The organism is Streptomyces sp. NBC_00344, from assembly GCF_036088315.1.
GTDB lineage: Bacteria > Actinomycetota > Actinomycetes > Streptomycetales > Streptomycetaceae > Streptomyces.
In genome coordinates, this window is the sequence record NZ_CP107996.1 from 4,930,319 (window position 1) to 4,942,409 (window position 12,091).

Sequence of the window (12,091 nt, forward strand, 5' to 3'; positions counted from 1 at the left end):
GCAGGGCCCGCTCAGCGCACCACGGTGCCCGGCCCGGCCCCCAGCAGGCCCAGCTCGCCGCGAGTCGGAGCGCCCTCCCAGTCGCCCGGCGTCGCCACCGCGAAGGCACCCGTGGTCACCGCGCGGTCCAGCCGGCCCGCTGTGTCCGCGCCGTCGAGCAACGCGGAGAGATATCCGGCGACAAAGGCGTCCCCCGCACCCACCGGATCCACACTGCGCACCGGACGCGCCGCGCAGTGCAGCTCCCCGGCCGCCGTGTAAGCCGTCGCACCCGCCGGGCCGAGCTTCACCACCACCTCGCCGGTGCCCGCGTCCAGCAGCGTCTTCGCCCGCATGGCGGGGTCGTCGGGGGCGCCGTCGGGCAGGCAGAGCGGCAGCTCGTCGTCCGATGCGATGAGTACGTCGGCGCGCGGCGCCCAGTCGCGCATCACCGACGCGGCCTGCTGCGCACTCCACAGCCGTGAGCGGAAGTTGACGTCAAGACTGACCAGCACCCCGTGCTCGGCAGCCAGTTCCAGCGCCCGCTCGGCGGCGGACCGGGCCTGCGGCGACAGAGCGGGAGTGATGCCGGTCAGGTGCAGTACCCGGGGCGACTCCCCCTGCGCGCGGAACGATCGGGCCACATCGTCGGCGGACACCCGCGAACCCGCCGACCCCGCGCGGTAGTAGTGCACCCTCGTCACATCGGGCAGCCGCGGCTCGAAGAGGAGCAGACCGGTCGGCGCGCCCTCATCACGAACAGCGCCCGAGACGTCGACGCCTTCGGCGCGCAGGGTCCGCAGCACCAGCTCGCCGGCCTCGTCAGTACCGACCGCACCCGCCCAGCGCACCGGATGCCCCAGCCGCGCCAGCCCGATGGCCACATTCGACTCGGCGCCCGCGACCGAGACAGCCATGGTGCCGCCGAGCTTCAGCGGACCGCTGCCGCGCAGCGCGACCATCGACTCCCCGAAGGTGAACACACTCACGACCGCACCGCTCCCGCCTCGGTTGCGACCCGCACGAACTCATCGGCCCGCTTGAGGAGTTCACCCAGATCACCGCCATCCGCCGCGTCCCCGGTCAGCGGAGATCCGACACCCACCGCCACCGCGCCCAGCGCCAGATACTCCGCGGCCGCTGCCGCGTCCACCCCGCCCACCGGCACGAACGGCACATCGGGGAACGGTGCCCGCAGAGCCTTGAGATACGAAGGACCGCCGACCGAAGCGGGGAAGAGCTTCAGGGCGGCTGCGCCTGCCGCCACCCCGGCGATCACCTCGGTGGGGGTGACCACCCCGGCCAGTACCGGAAGCTCCAGTCGTACGGACTCGTCCACCCCCGGCCCCAGACCCGGCGTGACGATCAGATTGGCACCGGCGTCCGCCGCCCGGCGGGCGTCGTCCGCGGTCAGCACCGTGCCTGCGCCCAGCCAGGCGTCGTCCCCCAGTTCCGCCCGCGCCCGTCCGATCACGCCGAGCGCGTCGGCGCCGCTGAGCGATACCTCGACCAGTGGCAGCCCGGCCCCGACCAGGGTCACTACGGTCCGGAATGCGGCCTCGGGGTCGTTACCGCGGACGATGGCGACGAGCCGCTCTCTCCGCAGCACCGTGGTGAAGTCCGTCATGGTTCCTGCCGTCCTGCTTGCTGTTGCCATCGTGCTTCCTGCTGCCGTCGTGCTTCCTGACGTCATTGTTCAGCCGTCATTGTTCAGCCGTCACCGTTCCAGTCGCGCCGGGCGTCACCACTCCGCGAACGCCCCGTCCTCGTGTCGCCACACCGGATTGCGCCAGTCATGGCCCTTCCTGTCGGCCGCCCGCACCGCCGCCTCGTCGACCTCGACACCCAGACCCGGCCGGTCGGTCCGCACCAGTGAACCGCCGCGGAAGCGGAAGGGCTCGGGGTCGGCGACGTAATCCAGCAGCTCGGCGGCCTTGTTGTAGTGGATGCCGATGGACTGCTCCTGGATGAGGAAGTTCGGGGTGGTGAAGGCGACCTGGAGGCTCGCGGCCAGGGCGACCGGGCCCAGCGGGCAGTGCGGGGCGATCTGTGCACCGTGCACCTCGGCGAGTGAGGCGATACGCCGCAGCTCCGAGATGCCGCCCGCATGAGAGATGTCGGGCTGCACGACCGCGACACCCGCCTGCAGCGCACGCAGGAACTCATGCCGGGCGAAGAGCCGTTCACCGAGCGCGATCGGGATGTTGGAGGCGTTCACCAGATCGGGCACCACGTGCAACTGCTCGGAGAGCACGGGCTCCTCGACGAACAGCGGCGCGGTCTCGGTCAGCAGCGGCAACAGCCGGCGGGCATTGGCCGCGGACACCCGGCCGTGGAAATCGAGCGCGAAGTCCCTTTCCTCGCCGAGCACTTCACGCGCGGTCTCGGCGCGCCGCAGCACATCCCGTATCTCGGCCCGGGTCGCGATCGGTGTCATCCGGCCGCTGGCGTTCATCTTCACGGCGGTGAAGCCCGCCTCGACCTGTTCGGTGACCGCCTCACGGACCGCACTGGGTTCGTCGCCGCCGACCCAGGCGTACGCCCGGATGCTGTCGCGCACCGGTCCGCCGAGCAGCTGGTGCACCGGCTGTCCGTATGTCTTGCCCTTGATGTCCCAGAGCGCCTGGTCCAGTCCTGCGACCGCGCTGGAAAGGACGGGGCCGCCGCGGTAGAAGCCGCCCTTGGTCATCACCTGCCAGTGGTCCTCGATCCGCATCGGGTCCGCGCCGATCAGATACTCCGCGAGGACATCCACGGCCGCCCTGACAGGCTCGGCCCGCCCCTCGACGACCGGCTCGCCCCAGCCGACGGTGCCCTCGTCGGTCTCCACCCGTACGAACATCCAGCGCGGCGGGGCCAGGAACGTCTCGATGCGGCTGATCTTCACTGGGTATTTCCCTCGGTGTGACGGTGATGGTCGTGCCGGCCGAAGGCGAGCAGCTCCAGCATGGCGGCGGACGCCCCGTCCGCGTCCCCGGCGCGGATCCGGTCCACGACGCCGCAATGCACGGTCAGCGGATGTGCCGGCTGTCCCGCGTGCACCACCCGGTCCCGCTCGATCAGCGCGGGGATCATCACCCGCTGCATCTGTACGAAGAAGCGGTTGTGCGAGGCGGCGAGCAGCGCCGTGTGGAACACCGCATCCGCTGCCACGAGCAGAGCCGGATCGTTCTCCGCGGAGCCCATCGCATCCAGCGCGGTGTCCAGAGCGGCGAGGTCGTCGTCGGTCCTGCGCAGAGCGGCCAGCGCGGCGGCGGCGGGCTCGACCGAGCGGCGCAGCTCGAAGAGCTCGTCGAAGAAGCTGTCGTCGCCGGCGCCCGAGCCCGACGCGGCACGCCAGCGCAGCACGTCGCTGTCCAGCAGGTTCCAGTTCTCCAGGGGACGGACAAAGGTGCCACGCCGCTGCCGGGCGTCGAGGAGGCCCTTCACGGTCAGGACCTTGATGGCCTCGCGCAGCACGGTCTGGCTGATGTCCAGCTCGGCCATCAGCTGAGGCAGGTCGAGGGTGGCGCCCTCGGCGTACGTACCGTCGAAGATCCGACGGGCGAGGGCTTCGACGGCGGCCCGGTGGACACCGCGGCCGATGTACGACGCGTCGGGCGCGGCCGCGGGTGCGGGCATCGCGGGTTCCTTCCGGGCACTGTGGTGCTGGTGCTGGTGCTGGTGCTGGTGCTGGTGCTGGTGCTGGTGCTGGTGCTGGACTGGTCGGGCGCTGCCGTCCCCGCGACCCGGGGATCGGGAGACGGGGCAAGCCTCGCATGATTACTCGTTAATTATCAATTAATTCTCGGCAGGGGTGACGCAGGCTGCCGCTGCTCCGATACGTGTCACCGGCTCTGTCACAGCTACCGCAGCGCCGTCACGTGTCACTGGCCCCGCCGCAGCCCCCGTATAGCCTCGCCGCTCCACCCGCAACCACGTCAGTGGCCCGCGCCGCGCTCCTCGCGGATCTGCTCGACCACCCGCGCCGCGGTCTTCCTGACGTCCTCGGTCTCGGTCAGGAAGTGCCAGTAGTCGGGATGCCGGCCCCCGAGCCCCGCAATCGCCTGCTCCAGCCGCTCCACGGCCAGGTCGAGCGGGCGTGCGTGCCGGGGCTCCGGCGTGTTGCGGCCGGTCATCGCCAGCCGCTGGGCATCCCGGATCGCGAACCGGGTCCGCTGGATCTCCTGCTCAGGATCCTTGGCCACGGCGTTGAGCCGCTCCAGCCGCCCTGCGGCAGCAGACACCGCTTCGTCGGTGCTGTTCAGCAGTGCCCTGACCGTGCCGAGAAGGGAGGTCGCGTCGGGCCATCGCTGCTCGGCACGCGCCGTGGAGGCCTCCCTCAGCTTCGCCTCCGCCTGCTTCACGGATGCCGCGGCCTGTTCGGGCACATGCTGGAGGTCCTGCCAGCACGGTGCGGTGAACCGCCGCCTCAGCTCACTGAGCACCGGTTCGACCGTGCCGGCCCGCGTGGTGAGGGCCTGGGCGCGGGTCCGCAGGGACACCAGCCGCCGGTCGATCTCGGCGGCCCGCTCGGGCAGCCGGGACGCCTCGATCCGTATCGCTTCGGCATCACGAAGCACCTGGTCCGCCCGCCGCAGCGTCTCCGTCACGCCGTGCCGGCCGGCTCCCTGATTGAGCATGGTCAGCTCGGGCCCCAGGGCCGCGAGCCGCGCGGCGAGGTCATCGGCCTTCAGCCCGGAGTCCCGCACCGAATCGAGAGCATTGCTCGCTGCGAGCAGCGCCTGCCGCGCCCGCTCCACCGCAGGCGCGAGCCTGGCCAGCTGCGTCTCGGCCTTGCCGAGCAGCGGCCCGAGCCCCTGAGCGAACCTGTCGAGTTCACCCTTCACCCGGACGAGCTCGTCCTTGGCCAGCGTCAGCTGCGTACGGGCATGCGCGACCTCCGAGACCTCCAGATCGTCCCGGTCCAGGTCGTGGGCGTCGACCGCGGTGATGTACGACGTACTGGCCTCGTCGATCCGCCGCCCCAGCGCGGCGAAATCGGCCGTCACCCTGCGGGCATCGGGCGAACTGTCCACCGCCGTGATGGTCTCGATCGAGATCTGCAGGTCGCGCTGTGCGGTGTCCAGGTCGTAGAACGCCGCGGCCGCCGCATCCTTCGCGGCCTGCGCTTCGGCCCGGTGGTTCTCCCCGCGCCCGCCGAACCAGCGCCGCGTACCCCCGCCGGCGAAGGCCCCGGCGAGGGCGGCCAGCAGAGGCACCGGAAGGACCATCAGCGTCAGGACATCCCGGACGGCACTCGCTCGCGCATACGGCTGCCCGCGTCTTGCCGTCACATCCCTCTCCCGTGGTGGTCCGTCCTGCCCGGCCATTCTCCCACCAGGTAAGGACGAACACACGGGCCGGTTAGTTCGCGCTTCGCACGGTGACTTCACCGTTCCCGCTGCGAGCGCTCACCACATGGGTGCTGGAGTCGTTCCTGGGCACGCTGATCTTGACTCTTCCGTGGTCGCTGCTGGTGTCGACCCGATAGGCGAGGCCCGTGCCGGTGGGCAGCGCGATCTCGACGGCCCCGTTGTCGCTGACCGTTTTCACCCGGTCCGGCGCCTTGCTGAAGGCCAGCCGGACCGCACCGTTGTCCGAGCCGGCGGTCACCGAGCCCGATGAGACGTTCTCGGCATTCACCGATCCGTTGTTGCTGCTCAGGTCCAGCGCTCCGGCGGAGTCCCGGACCACGACGGCCCCGTTGTCGGAGCGGAGCTTCAGCGGAGTGGTGAAGCCGGTGGCCGTGATTCTCCCGTTGTCGTCCTGCACTACCACCGTCACCCCGCGAGGCACCTTGATCTGGTGCCGGGCCGCGCAGTCGCTGGCCAGCGCGTCGCACTTCAACCGCAGCGTGAGCTTGTCGTTCTTCATCGACCAGGAGGCATGGGGCCCGCTCCCCAGAAAGACCCAGCCGTCGACCCGCCGGGTTACCTCAACCGTCTTCACGTCGGCCGGCACCAGCTCGATGGAGGCGTTGTCGGAGTCGACAGTCAGCGTCTTCCCGCTCAACGCGAACGACTTGTGCTCGGCGGGCGCGTCGGAGGGATCGGCTCCGCACCCGGAGAGTGCGAGGGCCGCGACGGCGGCCGCGCCTGCGACGAGAATCGTTCGGGTACGGATTGCCACGATGATCATTCCCCCAGTTGATCCCTGCCGACTTGCTCCTACCGTACGAACCCACCCCCACCCCGGACGATCCGGCCGCCCACCGGAACGGGGGTGGGGGTAACCCCCGGCCCTGTCCCGGTTCCGCGCCGGCACCTGGTCCTCCCCGGCGCCGGCGCGGCGCTGATCCGCGGCCTGGTGCCGGGGGCGGCGCCAGGCCCGTTCCCGCCCGCCTGCCGACCACAACAGGTTTCGAGCGGGGCGCTCCGGCCATGTACTCTGATCCCTCATCCACGGGTGCGTAGCTCAGGGGTAGAGCGCTGCTCTTACAAAGCAGATGTCGGCGGTTCGAAACCGTCCGCGCCCACCAGCCAGAACGCCCCCGCAGCGAGCCGCTGCGGGGGCGTTGACGGCAGTAGGTGACGGCAGTTGCCGTCCAAGGGCCGGTGACGGAATCGTCGGCGCTCTCGTCACCTTGCTTACGCTGCCCTGGTGCGGTGTCGGGCTGAGGCGCACCAGCCTGGAGCGACTTTCGGCTGTGTCTATGACCTCAAGACGGTGGAAATTGCTTGGTCGGCCAGAGAAAGTACGGCCTTACTGAGGCGAACTGAATTGAGGCGTGTTGGATGCCAAGTGACGGCGTTCAATGGTTTGGGAGAATCCTCTGTCAGATTCATGAGGAAATCTTGATGTCTCGCACTCAACGGCTTGGGTGTTACGAGCAATATGGCATCAAACTTGCGTCCGTTGATAGCTTGCGTTAGGAATTTCCCGGTGTTGCGGTGAATCAAGGTGGAATCTAGAGTCACTATCACCCCTACCACCGCGGAGCCAACCCGAACGGCTAGATCTACTGGCGCAAAGTCCTGTACGTATTGGGTGATATCTGAGGCAGGGAACTGTGTAAGCAGTTCTGAGTAGACTGCGTTCTCGAATGCTGATCCTGAAATGACAGACGCGGATGCCCCCACCACTTGCCGAACGGTCTTTTCGGATACTGGCTTATGGAGAACTTTGCCCGCGCGCTGGACAAAGAAGGATAGTGGTTGTTGGTAATATGCAACACCTGCCGAATCCTGCATCTCTCGAACGAGTTCGATCCGTGGGCCAATTGTTTTCCCTCCGTGTCGCCTATACCAGTCATCCTTGACGTCGTCCGTTATCAGTAGAATGGGTGACTCGGTAACTCTGGCTTTGTCGAGAAGTTGCAGCCAGAGTATCCCGTCCCCGTGGGAATTATCTGGCTTGTCCTCGTCCTGCAAGCCAGGCGGGGTCCCCTCCGTGTACCGCTTGGTGACGGTCTCAATCATTGCGTGATGGCTCTCAGGGCTAGGGCGCTCACCTATACGCGAATCCAGAAGGTCCTCCCATTTTTTCAGGATTGCGTCATCGCGTAGTGAGTCTTCCAATCGCGAATCGCGCCCTTTCTGCAGAATGTGGATTTTGGAAATTATTTGATCTATGCCGTTCAAGATATCTTTAGTGTCCGATGGTGTTATCACCGGATGCCCTGCGATGCTCTTGAGGTGCTCTTCGACTTTTTTGCGCGCCGCAATCAGTGGAGTTTCGAGGGACTGATATACCTTATCCTCTCCTGCCATCACGGCGGGCCGGTTCTTGAAGAATTCGTAGCCTGCCTGATAGGGAACCCAGAGTCGATCTTTGAGGTGGGTGAGAATTTCGAAAATCTGCTTCCGGGCATCGCTGTCGACCTTATACGGGGCCAAGAGGACGTTTGCATCTAGGGCGATGAGTCCTTCTTTCAGGAACTGTGAATACTTCGCATCGGAGGGTGAATAGTACTCGCTAAATATGTTCTTCATTGGGCCCTCTCTGGTCGGGTGAATTAGAATATCGGACCTGGGAGTGCCACCGAGGGTTTTTGGCATGATTGGCTGGAGGGTCAGTTGCTCGTTGCCTGGTCTCGATCGAGCTGTGGAGCCCTACCGGCGACTCTGTGGGGCGGTCCCATCGCTGCGTCCGCCCCAGGCGAACTTCGGGACGGACGCAGCGGGGCTCAGAGAACGCGTCGGGCTGGTCGCCGCAGCAGCCGATCCATGTGACCCATCGCCTCCCGCCGGTTCTCGTCGGACACGTGGGTGTAGATGTTCATAGTGACGGCGATCTGGGAGTGACCCAGGATCTCCATCACGACGCGTGCCGGCACACCGGCGGCGAACAGGAGCGTGGCGCATCCGTGCCGAGCGTCGTGCAGGCGAATGCGGCGCAGTCCCGCGTCCTCCGTGATGCGCTCGAACGATCGGCTGAGGTTCCTCGGCTCAATCGTTCGCCCGGTCCTGGTCGTGAACACGTAGTCGCTGTCATGCCAGGCCTGCCCCGCGTCGTGGCGCTGCGCGGCTTGACGGAGACGCTGCCAGCGCAGCGGCGCCACGCACATGAGCGGTACGGGGATGGCGCGCGTGCGGCGGTTCTTCGTGGAGTCCGCGTAGAGCTCCTTCTGCACCCGCTGGATCTGATTCCGCACGGTGAGCGTGCGGCGCTCCAAATCGATGTCTGACCAGCGGAGTCCAAGAACCTCGCCCCGCCGCAGCCCCAAAGCCACGGCGAGCACGAACGCCGCGTACAGCGGATCCCTCCTCGCGGCCTCCAGGAAGGTCGTCGTCTCCTCCAGATCCCACGGCTTCAGCTCGCGCGACTGCACCCGGGGGGCTGGAACGAGCTTGACCACGTTCCTGCTGATCAGCTCCTCGCGGCATGCGGCCGTAAGGGCGCTGCGTAGGACGCGGTGCGACTCCTTGGCTGTCGCAGCCGTGGCCTGTGTCGTCACGGCTGTGAGCATGCGGCGCACGTCGGCCGCACCGAGGGCCTCCAGTCGTTTGGAGCCGATGTGCGGGATCAGGTACCGGCGTACGTGCGTCTCGTACTTGGCGTACGTCGTCTTCTTGCGGTCGTCCCTGACGAACTCCTCCAGCCAGTAAGGCAGCCATTCGGAGAGCCTGGCCGAACGGGTGGGCGTCGGGACGCCTTGCCGGTCACGAAGGACCAGCTCCTGCCGCTTGGTGTCGCACTCGTCCCAGGTGCTGCCGTAGACGGTCTTGCGCCTGCGCGTGCCGTCCGGCTGGGGAACGTAGACGCGCGCTTCGTAACGGCCGTCTTTGCGCTGCCAGATACTGCCGGCGCCGTTCGGATTCCTCTTACGTGCCATCAGGCAGCCTCTTCCAACTGGTGGTCGATGAAGGTGCGGAGAGCGTCGGCGGGCACCCGGCGGCATCGGCCGATTGTGATGCTCTTGAGTTCGCGCGAGCGGATGAGGTCGTAGACCTTGAACCTGCTGAGGCGCAGTGCGTGCATGACCTCGGGGACCGTCAATGCCTCGGGGATGTTGGACAGGGGAGCGCTCATCGGGTCACTGCCTCCTGGGCAGAGCGAAAGAGGGGCCGGGGCCCCTTCCTGTCAGGGGCGCTACTTCCGCTACCGCCGCTACCTCGCAGGTGAGAGGGTCTGTCGGAGGTAGCGGACGAGGTAGCGGTAGCGGATGGGTAGCGGTAGCCGAGACCGGTTGCCGCTACCGGGTTTGCGCTGGTCAGGCCGTATTTTCGGTGCCTGGTAGCGGAGGTAGCGGACTTTCCGGGGGTGGGGGGCAGTAGCGGGCCCAGGCGTCCCAGAGATCGGCGGTGTAGTAGCCCTTGAGCACGCTTCCGGCGGTCTTGATGTTGCGGGAGGCAATGGGCTCGTTGTCGGCCGTCATGTACTCGGCGAGCATCTTGGACAGGCGCCGGTTGTCGAGCGGCTTGCCGTGAAGGTCGGCCCACGGGGCGTCATCCAGGGCGTTGAGCCTGTCGAGGATGGCGACGGTGGGCAGGCGGTCGATGCCGACCATGACGTGGTCACGCAGGTCGGTGAGCAGCCGGACACCGATGCTGCCTTTGTCGTTGGCACGGGAGGCATTTACGAGAGTCACGCACGCGGCGCGGGCCCGCTCGGGCCAGTGACCGCCGACCGCGTCGGCGATGGCGAGCAGCGGTTCCCACACGTCGGCCGGCCGGTCGCTGACCCCGTCGGGCATTTCCGGCCAAGCGCCCATGATGGAGCTGCTGTCGTGCTCAGCCCACTGGGCGAGACGGTCTCGGAGCTTGTGCCCTTCGGCTTCGTGGATGCGGGCCCGGAACGGCTCGACCGTTTCGTTGCGGGCCCGGCGGCGCATGCGGACGATGACGGCCCGGCTCATGATCGTGTCCGGGAGCGAGCCGAGACCGGCGACCGCGACCGCGCAGTACGAGGGGAAGGCCTGGACGGTCTGCTGTCCGCCGTCGCCGATGCACCGGTAAGTGACCCCGGTGCGGCGGTGTCCAGCGTTCAGGAAGCCGCGCAGTTCCTCGTTGTCCCCGGCTTTGGGCCCGAAGACGGTGTCGATCTCGTCGAACAGGATGGTGGGCTTCCCGTTCCCGCTGGACACGCTGCGGAACAGGGCCGCGGCGGACGCGTTGACGGCCGTCATGGGCTGCGGGACGAGGGTTTCCACGATCTCCAGTGCCCGGGTCTTCCCGGACCCCGGTTCGGGGGACAGGAAGGCGATGCGGGGGGTGGAGTCGAAGCAGTCGAGCAGGTGAGCGTGCGCGTCCCACAGAGCCACCGCGACGAACGCCGCTTCGCTCGGGAAGACGTTGAAGCGGCGGTGGAAGGCCTCTACCTCGTCGAGGAGAGCGGCGCCGTCGATGGGAGGTGTGGTCGGTGTGGGGTCGGTCATGCGGCGGCCCTCCCAGAGACGGCGGGTGTGGTGTGGGGGCACTGCTGGACGCTTGCGCGGGCGTTCAGCTCGATGACGGCGCGGCGGCCCCGGGCGCGTTCGTGGTGGCCGCAGGCACAGAGCCAGTCCGCGACGGGGGTCTCGTTGCGGCCGAGTCCGCGCACGGTCAGACCGGGCTGGATGCCGGTCACGGTGACCGTGCGCGGGCCAGGGAGAACGGCAACGCGGACGCCTTCGACGACGACCTTCGGCGCATCACCGCCGGTGTGGCCGGGGCCGATTCGGCGAGGCTGGGGCGGGTTGGGGAGGCTTTTCAGAGGGAGATTGGCGCGGGTGGTCATGCTGCCTCCGGTCGTGGCCGGCAGGTGCGGATGGCCCAGCCCAGGGCGCTGGCGATGGTGGCGCGGCACTCGGCCGGAGTGAGCCCCACGGCCTCGCCCTCTGCCTGAAAAGCCGCTTCGACGACGTGGCGGGGAAGGTCTCGCCATGCCACGAACCGGCCCATTGCCCGGACGGAGGCGAGCAGGGTGGTGTTGCGCCGCCCCTCGGGTGCGCCCCGGACGGTCTCCCGCTCGCGCTGGAGGACGGTTTCGGCATACCGGTGGGTCCGCAGGGGTGCCGAGACAGGCCCGGGGACAGTGGCCACGGGCTTCGGGTGCGGAGGCGTGAGCCGCTGCAGGAGCCATGCGGGCAGGGGGTTGATGAGGGCGGGCCCCTCGACCGTGTAGCGGTGGCCGTTGATGATGCTGCCAGTGGCGACGACGTACCCGCCCCATGCCCGGGTGTCGACGAGGGGAGCCAGGGTTCCGGCGGTGTTGTGGAGGCGGGCGGCTGCGGGGGCGGTGAAGTACAGGTGGTGTCCGCCGCTCGCGGTCCGGATCGTGCGGGTGCGGGGCACCGGGTGCCCGGCGCGCTCGCAGAGCGCAGAAAGGTTGGCCGCGCCGTCAGGCGTGCCCTCTTCGCTGTTGGGCTTTGGCTGGTCGAGGTCGACGACAACCAGCCCGGACGGCCCGGTGGCGATCCCGACGTTCCACGCTCCGGTGGACCAGGCGGCGCGGATCCGCTCGGGGTCGGTGGTGGCGCGCTGCTCCCACTTCAGGTGGCCGGTGGTGCAGGGGCCGGTGCGGGGGCATGCGGTCTCGCCGTGGAGGGCGGGCCGCTTGCCCCCAGGCCGGAGCGGGAAGACGTGCCAGCCGTGTTCGGCGGCTTGTAAGGCTGCGGACAGCAGCGCGGTCGGCGGGTGATGGGTCATGCTGGGTGTCTCCAGTTCTCGTGAGTGCTGGTTGACGAGGGCGGCCCCGATTCATTGGCGTG

Annotated in this window: 12 protein-coding genes and 1 tRNA gene; 1 reads left to right on the forward strand and 12 read right to left on the reverse strand. The window is 68.2% G+C overall.

The window, feature by feature from the left end; genetic code table 11:
- Nucleotides 1–11 precede the first annotated feature (11 nt).
- From OHS16_RS22190 to OHS16_RS22215, 6 genes are all read right to left on the reverse strand, one after another.
- Nucleotides 12–941, reverse strand: a complete 930-nt coding sequence (locus OHS16_RS22190; RefSeq protein WP_443042784.1) for a sugar kinase — start codon at nucleotides 939–941, stop codon at nucleotides 12–14.
- Nucleotides 942–964: 23 nt separating this feature from the next.
- Entirely contained in the window at nucleotides 965–1,636 is a 672-nt protein-coding gene (locus tag OHS16_RS22195; protein ID WP_328538985.1) for a bifunctional 4-hydroxy-2-oxoglutarate aldolase/2-dehydro-3-deoxy-phosphogluconate aldolase, read from the reverse strand.
- Nucleotides 1,637–1,720: 84 nt separating this feature from the next.
- Complete coding sequence (dgoD, locus tag OHS16_RS22200) at nucleotides 1,721–2,866, reverse strand: galactonate dehydratase (RefSeq protein ID WP_328538986.1); 1,146 nt, start codon at nucleotides 2,864–2,866, stop codon at nucleotides 1,721–1,723.
- The gene (locus OHS16_RS22205; protein ID WP_328538987.1) at nucleotides 2,863–3,600 is read right to left on the reverse strand and encodes a FadR/GntR family transcriptional regulator; all 738 of its coding nucleotides are present in this window, start codon (nucleotides 3,598–3,600) and stop codon (nucleotides 2,863–2,865) included. The genes dgoD and OHS16_RS22205 overlap by 4 nt, the downstream gene beginning before the upstream one ends.
- Before the next feature lie 299 nt (nucleotides 3,601–3,899).
- Nucleotides 3,900–5,291, reverse strand: a complete 1,392-nt coding sequence (locus OHS16_RS22210) for a hypothetical protein (RefSeq protein WP_443042667.1) — start codon at nucleotides 5,289–5,291, stop codon at nucleotides 3,900–3,902.
- Between the two features lie 34 nt (nucleotides 5,292–5,325).
- Nucleotides 5,326–6,099 (reverse strand): DUF4097 family beta strand repeat-containing protein, encoded by a 774-nt coding sequence (locus tag OHS16_RS22215; RefSeq protein ID WP_328538989.1) that lies wholly within the window; start codon nucleotides 6,097–6,099, stop codon nucleotides 5,326–5,328.
- Between the two features lie 265 nt (nucleotides 6,100–6,364).
- Between OHS16_RS22215 and OHS16_RS22220 the strand changes: the two genes are divergently transcribed.
- Nucleotides 6,365–6,439: transfer RNA gene (locus OHS16_RS22220), tRNA-Val, on the forward strand.
- 172 nt (nucleotides 6,440–6,611) lie between these two features.
- On the opposite strand, the gene OHS16_RS22225 is transcribed toward OHS16_RS22220, so the two are convergent.
- The 6 genes from OHS16_RS22225 to OHS16_RS22250 form a co-directional block, all read right to left on the reverse strand.
- Entirely contained in the window at nucleotides 6,612–7,892 is a 1,281-nt protein-coding gene (locus tag OHS16_RS22225) for a PIN-like domain-containing protein (protein WP_328538990.1), read from the reverse strand.
- Nucleotides 7,893–8,086: 194 nt separating this feature from the next.
- A complete protein-coding gene (locus OHS16_RS22230; RefSeq protein ID WP_328538991.1) occupies nucleotides 8,087–9,235 on the reverse strand; it encodes a tyrosine-type recombinase/integrase in 1,149 nt (382 codons plus the stop codon).
- Nucleotides 9,235–9,432, reverse strand: coding sequence for a helix-turn-helix domain-containing protein (locus OHS16_RS22235; protein WP_328538992.1), 198 nt, complete (start codon nucleotides 9,430–9,432; stop codon nucleotides 9,235–9,237). Before OHS16_RS22235 ends, OHS16_RS22230 begins: the two co-directional genes overlap by 1 nt.
- 181 nt (nucleotides 9,433–9,613) lie before the next feature.
- Nucleotides 9,614–10,777, reverse strand: coding sequence for a DUF3631 domain-containing protein (locus OHS16_RS22240; RefSeq protein WP_328538993.1), 1,164 nt, complete (start codon nucleotides 10,775–10,777; stop codon nucleotides 9,614–9,616).
- A complete protein-coding gene (locus OHS16_RS22245; RefSeq protein WP_328538994.1) occupies nucleotides 10,774–11,118 on the reverse strand; it encodes a hypothetical protein in 345 nt (114 codons plus the stop codon). The genes OHS16_RS22240 and OHS16_RS22245 overlap by 4 nt, the downstream gene beginning before the upstream one ends.
- Nucleotides 11,115–12,029, reverse strand: a complete 915-nt coding sequence (locus OHS16_RS22250; protein ID WP_328538995.1) for a bifunctional DNA primase/polymerase — start codon at nucleotides 12,027–12,029, stop codon at nucleotides 11,115–11,117. The genes OHS16_RS22245 and OHS16_RS22250 overlap by 4 nt, the downstream gene beginning before the upstream one ends.
- Nucleotides 12,030–12,091: the final 62 nt, after the last annotated feature.

Excerpts from the sequence above, each read along its gene's own strand:
- OHS16_RS22190 (WP_443042784.1), bottom strand. The coding sequence starts at position 941 with ATGGTCGCGCTGCGCGGCAGCGGTCCGCTGAAGCTCGGCGGCACCATG.
- OHS16_RS22195 (WP_328538985.1), bottom strand. The coding sequence starts at position 1,636 with ATGGCAACAGCAAGCAGGACGGCAGGAACCATGACGGACTTCACCACG.
- OHS16_RS22205 (WP_328538987.1), bottom strand. The coding sequence starts at position 3,600 with ATGCCCGCACCCGCGGCCGCGCCCGACGCGTCGTACATCGGCCGCGGT.
- OHS16_RS22210 (WP_443042667.1), bottom strand. The coding sequence starts at position 5,291 with ATGGCCGGGCAGGACGGACCACCACGGGAGAGGGATGTGACGGCAAGA.
- OHS16_RS22215 (WP_328538989.1), bottom strand. The coding sequence starts at position 6,099 with ATGATCATCGTGGCAATCCGTACCCGAACGATTCTCGTCGCAGGCGCG.
- OHS16_RS22225 (WP_328538990.1), bottom strand. The coding sequence starts at position 7,892 with ATGAAGAACATATTTAGCGAGTACTATTCACCCTCCGATGCGAAGTAT.
- OHS16_RS22230 (WP_328538991.1), bottom strand. The coding sequence starts at position 9,235 with ATGGCACGTAAGAGGAATCCGAACGGCGCCGGCAGTATCTGGCAGCGC.
- OHS16_RS22235 (WP_328538992.1), bottom strand. The coding sequence starts at position 9,432 with ATGAGCGCTCCCCTGTCCAACATCCCCGAGGCATTGACGGTCCCCGAG.
- OHS16_RS22240 (WP_328538993.1), bottom strand. The coding sequence starts at position 10,777 with ATGACCGACCCCACACCGACCACACCTCCCATCGACGGCGCCGCTCTC.
- OHS16_RS22245 (WP_328538994.1), bottom strand. The coding sequence starts at position 11,118 with ATGACCACCCGCGCCAATCTCCCTCTGAAAAGCCTCCCCAACCCGCCC.
- OHS16_RS22250 (WP_328538995.1), bottom strand. The coding sequence starts at position 12,029 with ATGACCCATCACCCGCCGACCGCGCTGCTGTCCGCAGCCTTACAAGCC.